Genomic DNA, 16,608 nt, shown 5'->3' with positions numbered 1-16,608 from the left:
TGCTGGCGGCGCGGATGGGTCGAAGGCTTGGAGGGCTATGAGTCGGACGAATAGGACGGAATGTTCTTGTGTCTGAGGAGCTTCGTGAGGTACGTCCGCTGGAGGCGCAGCAATTCCGCCGCCTTGGTTTGATTCCCGCTCGTCCGGTTGAGGGCTTCAAGGATCAAGTACCGGCTGTAGGCTTCGATCAAGTTGTGGTACGGTAACTCTTCCGTCTCACTGATGAATGGGAACGGGCCGCCCTCCCCGCTGGTTCCGCCGAGCGCGAGCTGAACCGGTCCGATCTCCTGACGGTCGGACAAGATCACGGCCCGGGCAAGGACGTTCTCCAGCTCCCGGACGTTCCCCGGCCACTTGTAGGTCATGACCGCGGCCATCGCGTCGGACGTGAGCTGCTTCGGGAGCCCGCCTGTCCGCCCGGCTTCGCGGGCAAAAATGTGCTCCACCAGGACCGGAATGTCCTCGCGCCGATGGCGCAGCGGCGGCAACGTAATCGGCACGACGTTCAGCCGATAGAAGAGGTCTTCTCGAAACGTGCCGGCCTTGACCTCCGCCGCAAGCGCCTTGTTCGTCGCAGCCAGGACTCGTATGTCCACCTTGACGAGGCGGGTTCCTCCCACGCGGTGAAATTCCCGATCCTGCAACAGCCGCAAGAACTTCGCCTGTAAGGAGAGCGGCATCTCGCCGACTTCGTCGAGAAACAGGGTGCCTCCCTGGGCCGCCTCGACCTTGCCCTCGTGCGGGCCGGTGGCCCCCGTGTAGGCGCCCTTTTCATGGCCGAACAACTCGTTTTCCAGGAGGGTCTCGGGCAGGGCGGCGCAATTGATCACCACAAACGGACGATCCCGCCGCGCGCTCCACTGGTGGATCGCACGAGCCAGCACTTCTTTACCGGTCCCGGTTTCCCCAAGCAGCAAGGTTACGATGTCGGTTCCGGCCACTCGTTCGGCCGTCTCGACGACCATCCGCATCTTGGGACTTGGCCCGACTATGAGCCGGTAACGCGTATCCACTTCGGTTCGCAGGAACCGGACTTCCTGACGCAATTGCTCATGTTCAAGTGCTTTTTGAATCACCAGCACCAAGTGGTCTATTTCGAACGGCTTGGTGATGAAATCGTAGGCGCCCATTTTAACGGCTTCGACGGCCCGGGGAATCGTCCCGAACGCCGTCATCATGATGACGGCGGGGCGAGGAGATGCTTGCCGTCCATTTGCGGAGCCCGACAGTGGCCTGCAGTCACTGTGGAGTTTCTTCAGGAGGTCCAGGCCTGACAGGCCCGGCAATTCGAGATCCAAAAGGACGACATGAGGGCGTGAGGATTCGACTTCCTTGAGGGCCTCCGCTCCGTCCATTGCCGTAGCGGTATCGTATCCAAGCCACGAGAGGCGGCTCTTCAACCCGCTGGAAATATCCGGATCGTCGTCGACGATCAGTATTTTCTTCGACATGGAGCCGGGCCTCGGGGGGAGCCAGAGGATACATCCGATTGAGACGTAATTCCAGTCCTTGTGGTGACGGCTGATTAAAGAGAGAGCCGTGCGGGTTCCACCACTCCCCGCTCCGTGATGATGCCGGTGATGAGATCAGCCGGTGTGACGTCGAAGGCGGGGTTGTAGACCTCGACCTCGGGCGGCGCGAGGTGGGTGCTGCCAAGCGCAGTGCGCACCTCTTCAGAGCTCCGTTCTTCAATTGGAATCTTGTCACCGGAAATGGTGTTCAGGTCGATGGTGGAGGACGGCGCCGCGACGTAAAACGGAATGCCGTGGGCTCTGGCCAGCACTGCGACAGAGTATGTCCCGATTTTGTTGGCGACATCGCCGTTCGCGGAGATCCGGTCGGCGCCGACGATACATACGTGAATTTTGCCCTGTTTCATCAGGGCGCCGGCCATATTGTCGGTGATCAAGGTAACGGGAATCCCGTCCTGCATCAGTTCCCAGGCCGTGAGCCTGGCTCCTTGCAGAACCGGTCTGGTTTCGCCGGCGATCACGCGGATCTTTTTCCCCTGTTCCCAGGCCGCGCGCACGACCCCCAGCGCGGTCCCGTAGCCGCCGGTCGCGAGCGCGCCGGCGTTGCAATGGGTCAGGATCGTCTGATCGTTCTTGATCAGTAATGCGCCATGATACCCGATAGAACGGCACATCCGGATATCTTCTTGAAGGATCGCTTGAGCTTCATCGATCAAGGCCATTTTGATCTCGGGGATGGGGCTGCCCTGATGCCGGTCCACGACCCGCTTCATCCGCTCGATGGCCCAGAAGAGGTTTACGGCGGTCGGTCTCGTTGCAGCCAGATGGTCGCAAATGGTCCAGAGCTCCGCTTTGAAGCGGTCAAAGTCGGTAGCAACAAGGGCCTGGGCCCCCAGAGCCACTCCCATCGCGGCCGTGATGCCGATGGCGGGAGCGCCGCGCACACGGAGTTCTCGTATCGCCTGCGCGACTGCAAAATAATCGCGGCAATCCAGAAATTCGACATGGAGCGGGAGCTTGGTTTGATCCAGCAGGCGGACGGCGCCGTCTTTCCATTCAACGGTCTGAACCATGGAGGCGATTGTAACAGGACGCGGGATGGAACGTCATGCGTCAAAGGTCAACCGTCAATCGTCAACCGTCAACCGTTTCGGACCTGTGTCCTTGATGTTCACGAATGACCATTGACGAGTGACGATTGACGCTTGTCGTCTTCGGGCTAACGATTACCCCGCTGCTCCAGCACGGTGACCATGAGGATGATCATGGTCGCTTGGGCCAGTAACAGCAGCGCTTCGGTGGTGTCGGCCTTCCGGAGCACGATGGCGGCGATGCCCAAGGAGATGGTGAGGCTGTAGATGAAGAGCACGCTGGCGACACGGCTGCCCAGAACCCGCTCGAGGCGGTGATGGAGGTGATCCTTCCCGACGTATTCCAGCCACGAGCGTAGCGATGTCACCTTCCCCGTGGCGATGCGCGCGATCGTGATGTGGACCATGTCATAGATCAGCACGCCGAAGATCAGCAACGGGTTGCTGAAGGACACGATGGGATTTTGGTCCGCCCAGTGGCCCGTGACCGCCAGGCAGGCCAGGGTGAAGCCCAGGAAGGTCGAGCCGCAGTCGCCGAGAAAGATGACGGCCTGGCGGCCAGGACGGAAATTGTACGGAAGAAACCCGAGGCAGGCGCCGACGATGCCCACGGCGAGCCAGCCCAATCCGGCCTGATCGGTATCGAAAGCCACAAAGCCCATGAAGCCGGCGATCAGCACCGCGAGGCCGGCGGCCAAGCCGTCCATGCCGTCGAAAAAGTTGAACGCGCTCGTGATGCCGACGATCCACAACAAGGTGAGCGCCAGGTTGGCGGCATCTCCCATCGGCGAGGCCGGAAACAGGGTCAGCACCTTGCCGGAGGCAGTCACGAGCCCGGCTGCCAGAATGTGGGAGAACAACTTGAACCTGGCCGGTACTTCGCGGGCGTCGTCAAACAGGCCGACCACGAACAACAACGAGCCGGCGATCAGGAGCGCCGCCATCCATCCGGCCAGGATCGAGTTCATCAGCAGAGCGAGCACCAGAGCCAAATACACGGCCACGCCCCCTGTCCGCGGCGTGGCATGGCGGTGAATCTTGCGGGCGGCTGGCACGTCCACCAGTCCCCACCGATGCCCGGCCCAGGCCGCGATGGGAGTCAGGGCGATGCTGGTCCAAAAGGAGAGCAGCAGAATGTGGAGCCACCGTTCCCCCTGCTCGATGAACCACCCTTGGACGGTGGGCGTCAGCAAGAGAGCGGTGAGCGCCAATCCGGAGAGGCCCGCGGCGCCGGTCCACTGGAATATCCTGGCGGGAGGAGCGAGGGCCGGATCAAGTTCGAGCGACCTCACCACAAGCCTCCTGGATTGTTGCAAGACAACATTGCAGGTCTTCCTCGGTCATCGACGGATAAATGGGAAGCGACAGCGCGGTGCGGGAGGCTTCCTCGCTGGCGGGAAAGCCCTTGTGGCCCAGGTATTGGTGCAGGGGGCGAAACACGGGGCGACGTGCCTGAAGCCCCGCGGCATGAAAGCGAGCCAGCAGCGAGTCTGTCGGATCAACCGTCGCGGCCGAACTTCCCCACGGGCCTTCGGCCTTTAGACGCACGACGTACCGAAAGTAGACGTGCGTGCGGGCGGACGGCACCGACGGGCCGATCAGCCCCTTACCGGCCCGAGTCTCTGCCAAGGTCTGCCGATAGACCTCCGCAATCCGGCGTCGCCTGGCGATGAATGCGGGGAGACGAGCCAGTTGCGCCCGGCCCAGCGCCGCATGGAGATCCGACATCTTGAGGTTGGACGACCCCAACGTCAGCACAGGACGCTCGTCGTATTCGCGGAACTGGCGGACACGATCGAGCAGGGCGCTGTCATTGGACAGGATCATGCCCCCCTCACCGGCGCACAGGAGCTTGGTGGCGTAGAATGAGCAAACCGTCAGCGTCCCGACGGACCCGACCGGTCGGCCTGCCACCGTTGCTCCGAGCGTGTGGGCACAGTCTTCGATCAGCGGTACGTCCAACTGTTGCAGGGCTTCGAGATCGGCCGGCAGGCCGAACAGATGCGGCACGAGGATGGCTCTCGTCTTCGTCGTGAGCGCCCGCCGCGCGGAGGCCGGATCGATATTCAAGGTCTCGGGATCGATGTCGGCCAAGACGGGCCTGGCCCCGACGCGCGTGATGGCCTGCCAGGGCGCCGAGCAGACATAGCTGGGCAGGATCACTTCGTCATGCTCGCCGATATGAAGCGCGCGCAGCGCCAGCTCGAGCGCCATCGTGCCGGAATTGACCGCCACGCCTCCCTGGAGGCCGAGATATTCCGCCATCGCCTGTTCGAAGCGCGCGACTGCGGGACCCTGCGCAATCTGGCCGGAGCGCAGCACGTCGAGCACGGCCTGTTCGTCAACCGGTTCAATGCAGGGTTTGGAGTGGGGAATCATCGCATGCTCCCGATGCGCAGACTACACATTGATGAACAGTCTGAGCGGCACGAACCCCTCCGCGTTGCGTACGCGCCCTTGGATGCCGCGGAAGTGCGCTGCCGACCGGATGATATCGACGATCGATAGGCCTTCGATGTTGGTCTTGGCGACCTGCGATGCGTGGGCGCGGATCGACGCGAGCTTGTCGTCCAGCACTTCGTCGATGTCCACGAAAACCGTCGGAGAAAAATGTTGCGTCGTCGGCCCCTCGTAGAACAGCACGTTCTTGGTGTAGCGGGTAGCCGTGATCGTGCTTTCGGCCAGGTGCCGGTGATCCTGATGGGTGTCGTCGAAGTAATGGACGAAGATGAAATGGGGTTGAATGGCCTTCACGATCCGTTCGAGTTTCTGGATCAGGCGGCGGCCGGACGGCAATTGGGTGTCGCGGTATCCGCCCCAGTACAGTTGCTCCGCGCACAGGACCTTGGCCGCCAGACGTTGTTCCCGGCGGCGGATGCCGCGCGAGGCGCCCAACTCCCCTTCCGTCATGACCATTAAAAACACGCGATGGCCGTTCCTGGCGTACTTGATCAGGGTCCCGCCGCAGCCGGCCTCGATGTCGTCCGGGTGCGCGCCGATGGCCAGGAGCCGCATGGCGCCCGACCGGTCTTGAGCGGGCCTGAGAATCCGCGAGGCGGTCATCGATAAGACGTCTCCCCTCCGTCCGGTCCGACCGAACCGAGCCGCATCGTCACGCGCACACAATGCGTCCGTTTGCCGATTCTTCGATCACCAGCCTGCGGAACCCGGACGGGCCTTCCATCATCAGCAGGTCCAGCGCGCTCATGCCGGGAATGAACGGGTCGTAGCACTGGATATAGACCGGGTGCTGGAACCGTTGCAGCTCCAGCCGGAAGCCGGAGGTCTCGAATCGCGGGCGATCCAGATATTGTTCGGCTCCTGGTCCAGCCAGGTACGTGGCCGCGCCCACTGCGCGGCAGATGTCGATCAATCGATCCGTCGGCTGGTCCCGGAGGGACAGCTCGGACGCCAATCGGACCGGCGTCATGATCTGAAAGGTCTCCAGCAGCCAGCGGATGACTGCGAGGTTGAGATCGACCAGCCGCTCCCAATCTGTCTCATAGAGACGCCGAAGCCCGGCGAGCGCCAGGTCTCGATAGGGCGCCTTTGCGTAGTGCAGGGCCAAGGCGCGCAGGTGTCGGCGCCGCCAATCGACCTGCCGGTTGACATGCACCTCGTTGATGCGTTGGCCGAACCGCTGGTGCACGGGAACCGTCAGCCATTGCCATTCATGGGCGGTCCTGATTCGGTTGCGGTTCTGCCATTCCTGCTTCTTGAATTGCACCTGATCCAGCACCACGAAGAGGTCTGCCCGCGCGATCTTCTCCAGATAGCCCAGCCAGGGGAGGAATTGCGGTTGATGGATCGTGACCTTCACGGACGTGTCTCTCGGACGACGGCGGCAGTGAGCTGATCGGACGGTAGGGGTGGCATGGGCCCGACGAAGACGGGATTGCTGACGAGCTCCCCCTCCCCTTCCACCAGCAGGCGATAGGCCAACCATTGGCCGGCCGGCACGGTCTTGTCCGGGATCTCGATGGTCAGCGGGGTCGTCCCGGAGAACCGTGTCAGCGTCTCGCCGGAGCGAATGAGGGTAGCGGTGATGTGGTGGGCTTGCCGATCCGTGGTCGAGACGGACGCTCGAATCACCATATCGCGATGGCCTTCCGGGTCAAGGATCTCTCCTACAGAGGCGCTTCGGCGACCCGCGTCGCATTCTACCCGAAAGGTTTCCAGACGGAGAGCAAACTCTTTCTTCCGACGCTCGACGGCATAGAGTCGGCCTGTCCGGATAGCCTCCAACAGGTCGTCCGGCGTCCGGCCGTGAACGGAAACAATCGACAGCACCTGATCCAGATCCTTCCCGGCCTGGTCCAGGCTGTGAAAGGCGATCTCGCCGAGCATCACGGGCGGTTGCGGCCGTTCGCCGCGGAGGAACAGCTCGATGGCCTGGTCCCAGACCTGCCCCGGCTGAACCGCGCGATGCACGTCCTGGTACAACCCGCCGAAGCCGGTATGGCGATCGGTCAGGATCACCGCCTCCGGATGGGGCTCCGTCCTCACGGTCACCCGGCCCAACGGCCCGAAGGAGTAGGTTTCATGATCGCGCGCTTCGACCATCGACCAAAAGACCAATCCACCGGTGCCGCGCGCCGCATCGATGAACTGTTGATAGGGGCGGTAGCCCTGCCCGCTGTCATAGATGGGATACGGAGGTTGGCCGATAGGCCAGGCGGTCCAGAGCAATGCCGCGCCAATTGCGGCGAGGCCGCACATCACAGCCAGCCTCAGCCGGCTCAGCCGAGCGGCGAGCCCTTGGCGGAGCGCCTGGCGGTCCCTTATGCCCATCACTGTCGCCAGCGTGACCAGCAGAGGCGGCAGCATCAAGGCCATCATCGATTCCGCCGTGAGGTGATAGGAAGCCGGGTTGCCGTTCGCGGGAAGCTGTCCATAGCGAACCGGGTCGTTGAGGCCGAACACGAGGAGATTCTTCTGGCTGTCGTGCAGGGTCAGATCGCCGTTCCAGAGAGAGCCGGTCCAATAGGCGTAAGGGGCTGCTTCGACGCCCGGTATCAGCAGAATGTTGGGATGTCTCGATTGGACGTCTGCCAGCTCCGCGAGATAGCGTTCGATGCCATAGTCGATCAGGGAAGGAAAGTGTCTGGCATAGCGGAGCAGGGTCCTGAACGGCGGGAGCCCGTATTCATACCGAAGGGCCAAATTCTCGGTGAAGATGACGGCGTCGAGCCCGAGTTGTTCAGCCCTCTGTGCGATGGCCTCCAGCGGGAGAACGCCGGTGCTGGCTTGGCTGTGCACATGGATCGCGACCGCGAGTTGGACCAGTTCCTCCGCAGAGACAGCGTTCAGTGGGGACCAGGTCAAGGCCAGGAGCAGGCAAAGTCCGAACGCGAAGCAGGACCCTGCCGCCGGTCTCTTCCTTATCTGTCCACGCCGAACGTGCTCGATCGTCATGGGCTGGTGGCGGTCCGCGGCCAAGAGGCTGGTTGGAGACAACTCACATAAACGGACTCGACAGCCCTGACCATGCCGGCGGCATTGAACTCGGCCCCGATACTCTCGCGCGCCGCCTGTCCCATGGCTTGGGCTCGCACAGGGTCGTCCAGCAATTCGGCCATGGCGGCGGCCAGCGCCGGGCTATCCCCCGGCGGAACCAGCAGGCCTGTGCGTCCCTGCTCGATGATCCCGGGGATGCCTCCGACGTTGGTCGCCACCACCGGAAGCGCGGCGGCCATCGCTTCGATCAGCGCCCGGCCCATTCCCTCGTTCTGAGACGGGAACACGAACAGATCCAAGGCCGCGAGGCATTCAGCGATATCGTGGCGATGGCCGAGAAACCTCACCCGATCGCCGATGTCCAGCCGCGAGGCCAGAGCCGCCAGGTCATCATGCAGTTCACCGGTTCCGATGATCACTAAGAACAACGAGGGTCTGGATGGCGCGAGCCGGGCGAAGGCTTCGATGAGCCGGCGATGGCCCTTTACTTCGGTCAGCCAGCCGACCGTTCCCACGAGAATCGAATCGACCGGACAATGGAACAGGACCGGCCGTCGATCAGGTCTGGGTTCAACCGAGCGGAAGCGTGCGAGGTCGATCCCGCTGGGAATGACCGACCAATCCTCTGCCCGTCCAACCATCCGAACGACATGGTCGTCGCGTTCAGCCGTGGTCAGCGCAATGAAGTGCGTGGTCACAAGGGCGAGGATTCGTTCGATCTGCAGGAACAGCCAGGAGACCGGCCGGCTGAAGTGTCCGTAGAACACATGCCCATGGGGCGTATGGACGATCACCGGCACGGAAGCCAGCCAGGCCGCGATCCGGCCGAGCGCGCCGGCTTTGGACGTATGGGTATGGACAATGGCCGGTTTCGTGCGGCGAAATAAGCAAAGGAGCGCCCAGAGCGATTTCAGATCGCGGATCGGGCTCGGATGCCGGACGAGGTCCTTGATGATGATCCAGGGTGCCCCGGCCTGATTAAGCCGATGTCCCTGTTGCCACGTGGCTTCCAATCCCCCTTGCGCGGACCAGCGATCCGGATCGCCGACCACGAGCATCGGGCGAAAATGGCTTCGGTCATGGCCCAGCATGGTCAGCATCGTGTTTTCAGCGGAGCCGCCGTGGTCCAACCTGGTGATGACATGGATGACGGAATAGGGCGCCATCGTGATTCGCCTGAATCAGGCCGCGCGACGATCTGCCGCGCAGACGCTTCCGCCATGCTCAGCGAGCAACGACGCGAGGGCGTCGATCTGCCTCGGCCAGTTCCACTCCTGCTCGATGAGCCGCCGGCCTTTGCTCGCCAAACGTTCCTGTTCGCCCGGGAGTTCTCGGAAACGGCGGAGCAATCGCCCCAACCCATCGGCGAGATCCGGCGCAAGGGGCCCGTCCGTGACCAAAGACGGATCGATGCGCCTGAGAACTTCCGGCAGGGCTCCCACCGGAGTGCCGAGAACCGGAGTGCCGGCTGCGAGTGCCTCGACCGTGACGAGGCCGAAGCCTTCCAACTCCAGAGTCGGCATGACAACGAGATCGGCGCATTGATAATACCGGCACAGTTGTGCTTCCGGCACAAACCCCAGGAGCCGCACGCGATCGGCGAGATGTCGCTGCACGATCCGGTCGTGAAGAGCCTGGCGCAACGGTCCCTCCCCGCCGATGAGCAGAAGCAGGTCCCTCCCCTCCTCTTCGAGCAGCGAGACCGAATCGATGAGGTGCTCCAGTCCCATCCGGGGCACGAGATTGCGGAGAGTGAACAGGATCGTGCGGTCCAGAGGTAGGTCCAGCTCACGCCGGACTTGCACGCGGTCCTCGGGCGGCTGAAACTGCTCGTGGTCCGCCGCCCCGGGGATGAGGGCGATCCTGTCCGGCGGAATCCGGTGCGTACCCATTACGCGCGTTTTCATGAACTCGCTCATGACGACGACCTGCGCGCAGCGGTTCATGACGTAATCCTCGACCAGGAAGCGAGCGTGGCGGTTCGCCCTGTGCCTGAACTGTTGCGCCGGTCCGTCCGCCTGCGGCGCCCGGGAGACAAACTCTTCATGGGCCAGCGACAGACACATATAGATCCAGGCCTGCGGCACGTCCGCCCGTCGCAACAAGGGTCCGATGCCTGCCGTCGATTGATAGACGATCACGAGGTCCGGTCTGGCGAGACGCGCAGTCCGATCGAAACACTCGACCGACCGTTGCACGGAGGAGAGGATGAAGGACAGTTCATTGGATCTCGAGACGGCAAAGCGGTGTTCCTGCACCGGCCCGATCTTGACGAAAGGGCGGGCATCGCCTTCCGGAGCCCTGGTGACAAGGTGGACCTGGTGACCCCTTGCGGCCAATCCGAGCGCCTGCTGGCGCAACATGCGTTCGGCTCCGCCGATCACGAGCGCGGCCGAGACGTCAGCGAGCAACAGTATAGTCATGGTTCTCGATTCTCCGAGCCATCCAGACCTCAAGCATCAGCAACGCATAGAGTTGATCCGTGAAGTTGCGCCGCCCGCTCAGGTGCTCGTCCATCAGCCATTGCACGTAGGCGGGACGCAGAATCCGCCGGAAGAGGCCGGACGCGGCCGTCAGGTGATCCTGCAACAACTCGCGGAGGTCCTCCCGGAGCCAGCGGGCGAGCGGCACGCGGAAGCCCTGTTTCGGACCTTCCAGCACAAAGGCCGGAAGCCAGGGCTCAAGCGCCGCCCGTAAGAATCCTTTCAGATGCCACCCGTCGAAACGCGCTGCGGTGGATAGGCTCTTGGCAAACGCCAGCAGCCGATGGTCGCAAAACGGGACCCGGAGCTCCAGTGAATGGACCATGCTCAGACGATCCGCCATGCGGAGCAGATCGTCCGGCAAATAGGTTTGGAGATCGAGGCCCATTGCCCGGTCGGCCAGGGTCTCGCCAGGCCAGTCCTGGAAGAGGACGCGCGACCGGGCCGACGGGGCATGTCCGGAGATCCGGGCCAGGAACTCCGGCTCGAACGCTTCCGTCCCCCATTCCGGCGGGATGAAGGTTGTCCAGGAGAGATATTGTTCGACCGGCTCGCCCGTTCCAAAGCGGAGAAATCGCTTGAGCCGTCCCGTTTGATCCCGTCCGTCCGTGCCTTCCGGCAAGAGCCTCGTCGCGAGCGAGGACAAAGCGGACCGTACCGGGCGAGGCAGGCCGAGATAGGGGCCGAGCGCTCTCATGCCCAGGTATCGGGGATATCCGCCGAACAGTTCGTCGCCCCCGATGCCGGACAAGGCGACGGTCACGGACAGTTTGGCGACTTCGGACACGAGATAGGTCGGGATGGCCGCGGAGTCGGCAAAGGGCTCGCCCATGGCGGCGGCGAGGCATGGCAGCAACGTGGCGTGGTCCGGGGAGAGGATCGCTTCGGTATGGGCGCTGTCGAAATGGTTGGCGACCGCCCGCGCCCGCGCCAGCTCATTGTAGGACTGATCGGATGGGGCCGCGTACCCGATCGAAAAGGTGCGAATCGTGCCGGAGGTCACCTGGCGCATCATGGCGAGGATCGCCGAACTGTCCAGCCCTCCGGACAAGAACAGTCCCAGCGGCACGTCGCTGATCAGATGGGCCTTCACGGTGTCGCGAAACAGCTCGATGAATTGCTCGCGGGCTTCAGCCATCGAGGACCAGGTCGGTTTGCCGGCCGGTTCGTCGAGTGCCGCGTACCGGAGAATCTCGATCCGGCCGAGCCGATACTGCAACAGGCAACCGGGAAGCAAATGCTCAATTCCGCGGTACAGAGTCCGCGGGCTCGGGACATAGAGCCAGGTCAGATAATCGAGCAGCGCCTCCGGTTCCGGCTCCGATCTGTCCAGCGCACAGGCCAATGACGGGAGTTCGGATGAGAAGGCCAAATGGAACCGGGCGCCGGCCTCCCCTTCTCCTGTCGCATAGTAGAGCGGCTTGATCCCCATCCGGTCTCGGGCCAGCAGGAGCGTCTCGCGTTCGCTGTCCCAGAGGGCGAAGGCAAACATGCCCCGCAGCCGTTTGACGCCCGCGGTTCCCTCCTCTTCGTAGAGGTGCGCCAGCACTTCCGTGTCGCAATGGGAAGAAAAGCGGTGTCCTTTCCGCATCAGCTCGTCCTGCAGTTCGCGATAGTTGTAGATCTCCCCGTTGAGCGCGACCCGGACCGTTCCGGTCTCGTTGGACATCGGCTGATGGCCTCCTTGCGGATCGATCACCTGGAGGCGGCGCGCGCCGATGCCCACGCCGGGCGACAGATAGCGCCCTTCATCGTCCGGCCCGCGATGCCTCAGGGCCGGAAGCATCCGGTCCAGCCACTCCGCCGGTTCGGAACCGATGACGCCGCAGATGCCGCACATGGTCTGGTTACCGTTTCTCCGGGTTGGCCTGTTGCAACTGAAGCTCGCGCTCGGAATCGAAGGGCTGGTAGTCCTTCACTTCATGCTGGTAGTACGTGCCGACGAAATAGCTGAGGCCGAGCACCAACAGCGCGGTCAATAGGGCGAGCAGGACGGTCGCCTCGCCCCACTTGAGCCGTTCTCTCCAGCGAGTGGTGAAGATCGTCATCGGCCTGCGCCGTCCCCTGCGTCAACCAGATTGCCGGCGTGTGCCACGTCGCCGTGAGCCTGCTCCGGCTTCGATGCGAGGGCTTCGATCGACGGCCCCCAGGGCAACCGGTCGAGGCCGAGACAGGCCGAGAGGCCGTAGCCGACCTTCAACGCCTGTTTCGCCAACGTCCGGACCATTCCTCCCGCTTCCCCATTGGCATAGGCGTCGCCCTCGCTCAAGGGGGCCGTGCGGATGTCGATCCGTTCAAACCCGGCTCGTGTCAGGAAATGCTGGAGCGAGCGCCGGCCGAAGCCATAGAGGTGAAAGACCGTCATCGTCGACAACATCCGGCTCCACCGCCCGGTCAATAGGCGGAGGTGAAAGGGACCGTTGGGCACTCGAAGATAGAGAATCCCGCCGGGACGAAGCACACGCCAGGCCGCTTGAAGGGCTGTGAAGGGGTCAGGCAGGTGGTCCAGCACATTGAGAAACACGATCGCATCGGCCGAGTGACCGGAGATGTCCGTGAGGGGCCAAGCGGCCTGCCGGATCTCGATCCCTCCAGTCCGGCGCTTCCCGTTCCTGTCCCCGGACGGATCAAGACCCATCACCGACCATCCTGCCTGCTGGGCCAGTTCGAGCAGCCGGCCGTTTCCGCAGCCGACATCGATCAGAAAGCGGCGAGCGCCAGGCCGATGGTCGCACACACCCCTGAAGCGCGCTGCGCGCGACTCGATGCGCCGGAGGGCGTGGGCCTGCAAGTTGTCTCTCGGGCCGGACTGTTCCGCGGCGAATTGCCGAGTGTACTCCTGTTCATAAAAAAGCTCCAAGGCCCGGGGAGCGGGGGCTTCTCGCCGAGCGTACAGATCGCAGGCTCGGCAGTGCACCAATTGGAGGCCTGACGGTAGTCTCACCATCTCAGCCAGACTGTCGCGACAGGCGCAGGTCACCGCCCGGATCATGAGGCCTTTCTCCGATGTTCCCAACTCGCCGCCTGCTCGATCACCTGGATGACCCGCTCCGCCGCGTGATCGGGCGTGAAATGTCGGGCCCGCTCGAGCCCCTTGGATCCGAGGTGATCTTGAAGCGATGGGTCTTCCAGCACCCGTCTCATGGCGGAGGTCATCGACTCTTTATCGGTCGGATCGCACAAGACTGCGGCGGCGCCGACGACTTCTGGGAGCGAGGCGCGGTTCGACGCCACGACCGCCGTTCCGCAGGCCATGGCCTCCAGCGCCGGCAGCCCGAAGCCCTCTTCAAGAGAGGGCAGCACGAACAATGAACAGGCGCTGTACAGCATGGGCAAGTCCCGATCGTCGATCAGCCCGGGAAAGCGCACGTGGCTGGCGATTCCGAGAGACAGAGCCAGCCTGTCCAGCTCGGGCCGGTGCGCCGCGTCTCCTCCCGCCAGCACCAGGCGATACCGCCCGCGCAAGGCCGGAGGCAGCGCGGCGTAGGCCTGAAGGAGGCGCGGCAGATTCTTGTGCGGCTTGAAATTGCCGACACAGAGCAGGTATGGCGCGTCGATGCCGTATCGCCGCAACGTCGTGTCGTCGGGCGCCGTCGGTCTGAATTCAGATCCCAACGTGACCGGGATCACGTGGACCTTGCCCGGATTGACCCGCAACCGTGTGACGATCCTGTGCTTCGAGTAGTGCGAGTCGGCGATGATGGAGGCGGCTCGCCGCGAATAGAGCGTCGCCAGTCCGGTCATGGCGCGGTCGTAGATGGGGCGATGGGTTCCCGGATAGCCGATAAACAGCAAGTCGTGGATGGTGATGACGGTGGGACAGGGCGTCCTCAACGGGCATTTGTAATAGGGGGAAAAGAACACCGTCACCTCGTCCCTGCGAAGCGACGCCGGGAGGGTAATCTGATCCCACCAGGATGTCCAGGGGGCGGCCAGGCGCTTCACGGGGAGGTGGGCCAAATCCTCAGGCAAGGAGGTGGACCGGTCGCCGTAGACGACGCAGTCCCACTTCTTCCGATCGAGCGCCCGCAGGACCTCCCGCAGATAACGGCCGATCCCCGTCCGCGCCCCTGTTTGCAGCTCCCGCCCGTCGATGCCCAATTTCATCGTGGACCCGAGTGCCGCGCTCCGGCTGATCCAGAGACGCTCACGACCCGTTCCCCTTGCGGGCGACGAGCTGCAGGCCCATGCCCCAATGCAGACCGGTCGCGCGATACCACCAATAGGCGAGCCGGTCCACCAGCCGTTTAGCCGTGGTGACCGCTGCCCCCTCATCGTAGCCGATCGTCAGGTCTCGAAACCCGGCCTTCTCCGCCAAGGCCCGTAACGTGGGTACGTTGAAGTAATAGAGATGCAGCTCCCGTTCATCCGGTTCGTAAAGCGGAGGCCACCGCCCCCTTGCGACCAGATAGGCCAGGCGGAACAGGTAATCACGGCCGTTGGGAGTCGCCAGCAACAAGAGCCCTCCTGGGCGGAGCAGCCGGAGGACTTCGGACAGGAGACGCAAGGGATCTCTCACATGTTCAATGACGTGCCAGCAGGTCGCCACGTCGAACGAGCCGGAGCGAAGTCCGGCTTCCCAGATCTCTCCGCGATGGATCGTCAGATCAGGCGAGGCCTGGGAGGCAAAGGCCGACAGCTCCGTGCCGGCAACCTGCCAGCCTCGGCTCCGAGCCAACCGGAGAAATGTCCCTTCGCCGCAGCCGACATCCAACAGCGTCCCCTTCTCAGACCATAAGGATTCCACCAGTTGCATGCGCCTGATCCACATGCGCCGGCGTTCATCGTCCTGGGATTGCCATTCCTCATAATAGTGGGCGCCGTAGGCCGATTCGATGGTCGGCCGGTCGGGCAAGGGCGTGACGAAGACCAGCTTGCAGGAACAACGCACCACCCTGGTGGGCGCGAGGTCCTCCAGAACGGTCCAGGCCGTGCCTCCGCAGAGATTGCAAGCCGTCATGGTTGACCGAAGAGCAACGATCGGTACAGGTTCCCCACCGCCTGGAGATGTCGATCGAGCGTGAAACAGGTTTCCACCCGATGTCTCCCATTGGCGCCCAGATAGTCGGCCAGCGGCCGGTTGGCCAACAGTCCCTGCACCGCCTCGGCCAGCGCCTGCGAATCGGACGGCGGGACGAGCACGCCGGTATAGCCGGCCCTCACGATCTCCCGGGCGCCCCCGGCATTGGTCGCCACTACCGCCTTGCGCATGGCCATGGCTTCAAGAAGCACCCGACCGAAATGTTCGCCGAGCGAGGGCAGCACGAACACCTGGCCGGCGGCGAGCGCGAGCTGCGGGCGGGAAAGCCAGCCCGTAAAGTGCAGGGTCCGCTCAAGGCCCAGATCTTTGGCGAGACGTTCGAGCGAGCTTCGCTCCTCGCCGTCGCCGACCAGAAGCCAATGGATCTCCGGCAGGCGGTCCGCCAGACGGCGCGCCGCCTGAATCAAAAACCGATAGCCCTTGTAGGGAACGAAGCGCCCGACGCTGACCACGACCGGAGCGTCCGCGGGAATCCCATAACTCCGGCGAAACGATGTCAGGTCCGCCGCCGGAACCGGATCATAGTCCGCCGGGTCGATGCCGTTATGGATGCAGACCAGCTTGTCCTGCGGGACGAACTGGAAGCGGCTTCCGACCGCATGGGAATTGACGATGATGCGATCCGCGGAGGCTGCCAGCAGACGGTCCAGCAGCCCGTCAGAGTCCGCCACGCGGACATGCCAGACGGTCCGCGCTTTCGTCGTTCGGCGAGCCAGGGCCGCATACACCATGGCGCGCGATCCGTTGGCGTGCACCAACTCCGCTCGACAGTCGGCAATGAGCCGCCGCAACAGGCTGATTCCCGCCCTCATGGCGGCGTTCGGCCATCGGCAGGAGGGCATGGGCATGACATGGGTTGGAATGTGCATGGCGCGACCGTATTCGGCCACCCGGCCTTCGCCTGGTACGACCAGGATGGGGGACCAGACTTCGCGGTCGAGGCCCTTCAGCAAGGTCAGCAGGCTGATCTCTCCCCCACCGATGATGTCGGCATGGTGCGAGACGTAAAGCACGGGAACAGGCCGATTCATTATGGCCTTGTGCATGGCCTTGTGGTCGTTTCC

At 63.5% G+C, this 16,608-nt stretch carries 15 protein-coding genes; all 15 read right to left on the bottom strand.

Features of this window, described 5'->3' with window-relative positions:
• Nucleotides 1-35: 35 nt before the first annotated feature.
• The 15 genes from QWI75_RS13045 to QWI75_RS12975 all read right to left on the bottom strand — a co-directional run bounded on the left by QWI75_RS13045 (nt 36) and on the right by QWI75_RS12975 (nt 16,590).
• A complete protein-coding gene (locus tag QWI75_RS13045; protein ID WP_289269014.1) occupies nt 36-1,451 on the bottom strand; it encodes a sigma-54-dependent transcriptional regulator in 1,416 nt (471 codons plus the stop codon).
• Nucleotides 1,452-1,525: 74 nt separating this feature from the next.
• Nucleotides 1,526-2,545, bottom strand: a complete 1,020-nt coding sequence (gene mtnA, locus QWI75_RS13040) for an S-methyl-5-thioribose-1-phosphate isomerase (RefSeq protein WP_289269013.1) — start codon at nt 2,543-2,545, stop codon at nt 1,526-1,528.
• A gap of 146 nt (nt 2,546-2,691) precedes the next feature.
• Nucleotides 2,692-3,855, bottom strand: a complete 1,164-nt coding sequence (locus QWI75_RS13035) for a glycosyltransferase family 4 protein (RefSeq protein ID WP_289269012.1) — start codon at nt 3,853-3,855, stop codon at nt 2,692-2,694.
• A complete protein-coding gene (locus tag QWI75_RS13030) occupies nt 3,836-4,942 on the bottom strand; it encodes a DegT/DnrJ/EryC1/StrS family aminotransferase (RefSeq protein ID WP_289269011.1) in 1,107 nt (368 codons plus the stop codon). The genes QWI75_RS13035 and QWI75_RS13030 overlap by 20 nt, the downstream gene beginning before the upstream one ends.
• Before the next feature lie 21 nt (nt 4,943-4,963).
• Nucleotides 4,964-5,626 carry a PIG-L deacetylase family protein gene (locus QWI75_RS13025; protein ID WP_289269010.1) on the bottom strand — a complete coding sequence of 221 codons (663 nt, stop codon included), beginning with the start codon at nt 5,624-5,626 and terminating at the stop codon, nt 4,964-4,966.
• Between the two features lie 49 nt (nt 5,627-5,675).
• Nucleotides 5,676-6,383 (bottom strand): WbqC family protein, encoded by a 708-nt coding sequence (locus QWI75_RS13020; protein WP_289269009.1) that lies wholly within the window; start codon nt 6,381-6,383, stop codon nt 5,676-5,678.
• Nucleotides 6,380-7,978 (bottom strand): hypothetical protein, encoded by a 1,599-nt coding sequence (locus tag QWI75_RS13015; RefSeq protein WP_289269008.1) that lies wholly within the window; start codon nt 7,976-7,978, stop codon nt 6,380-6,382. Before QWI75_RS13015 ends, QWI75_RS13020 begins: the two co-directional genes overlap by 4 nt.
• Nucleotides 7,975-9,186, bottom strand: coding sequence for a glycosyltransferase family 4 protein (locus QWI75_RS13010; protein ID WP_289269007.1), 1,212 nt, complete (start codon nt 9,184-9,186; stop codon nt 7,975-7,977). Before QWI75_RS13010 ends, QWI75_RS13015 begins: the two co-directional genes overlap by 4 nt.
• A gap of 15 nt (nt 9,187-9,201) precedes the next feature.
• Nucleotides 9,202-10,443 carry a glycosyltransferase family 4 protein gene (locus QWI75_RS13005; RefSeq protein ID WP_289269006.1) on the bottom strand — a complete coding sequence of 414 codons (1,242 nt, stop codon included), beginning with the start codon at nt 10,441-10,443 and terminating at the stop codon, nt 9,202-9,204.
• Nucleotides 10,421-12,343: an asparagine synthase (glutamine-hydrolyzing) gene (gene asnB / locus QWI75_RS13000; RefSeq protein WP_289269005.1), complete on the bottom strand. Its 1,923-nt coding sequence runs from the start codon at nt 12,341-12,343 to the stop codon at nt 10,421-10,423. Before asnB ends, QWI75_RS13005 begins: the two co-directional genes overlap by 23 nt.
• Before the next feature lie 7 nt (nt 12,344-12,350).
• On the bottom strand, nt 12,351-12,551 hold the full coding sequence (locus QWI75_RS12995; RefSeq protein ID WP_289269004.1) for a hypothetical protein: 201 nt from the start codon (nt 12,549-12,551) through the stop codon (nt 12,351-12,353).
• The gene (locus QWI75_RS12990) at nt 12,548-13,495 is read right to left on the bottom strand and encodes a class I SAM-dependent methyltransferase (RefSeq protein WP_289269003.1); all 948 of its coding nucleotides are present in this window, start codon (nt 13,493-13,495) and stop codon (nt 12,548-12,550) included. Before QWI75_RS12990 ends, QWI75_RS12995 begins: the two co-directional genes overlap by 4 nt.
• Complete coding sequence (locus QWI75_RS12985; RefSeq protein ID WP_289269002.1) at nt 13,492-14,610, bottom strand: glycosyltransferase family 4 protein; 1,119 nt, start codon at nt 14,608-14,610, stop codon at nt 13,492-13,494. The genes QWI75_RS12990 and QWI75_RS12985 overlap by 4 nt, the downstream gene beginning before the upstream one ends.
• 40 nt (nt 14,611-14,650) lie before the next feature.
• Nucleotides 14,651-15,463: a class I SAM-dependent methyltransferase gene (locus QWI75_RS12980; RefSeq protein WP_289269001.1), complete on the bottom strand. Its 813-nt coding sequence runs from the start codon at nt 15,461-15,463 to the stop codon at nt 14,651-14,653.
• On the bottom strand, nt 15,460-16,590 hold the full coding sequence (locus tag QWI75_RS12975) for a glycosyltransferase family 4 protein (protein WP_289269000.1): 1,131 nt from the start codon (nt 16,588-16,590) through the stop codon (nt 15,460-15,462). The genes QWI75_RS12980 and QWI75_RS12975 overlap by 4 nt, the downstream gene beginning before the upstream one ends.
• Nucleotides 16,591-16,608: the final 18 nt, after the last annotated feature.

Source organism: Nitrospira tepida, from assembly GCF_947241125.1.
GTDB lineage: Bacteria > Nitrospirota > Nitrospiria > Nitrospirales > Nitrospiraceae > Nitrospira_G > Nitrospira_G tepida.
This window is presented reverse-complemented; position numbering and strand designations above follow the sequence as displayed.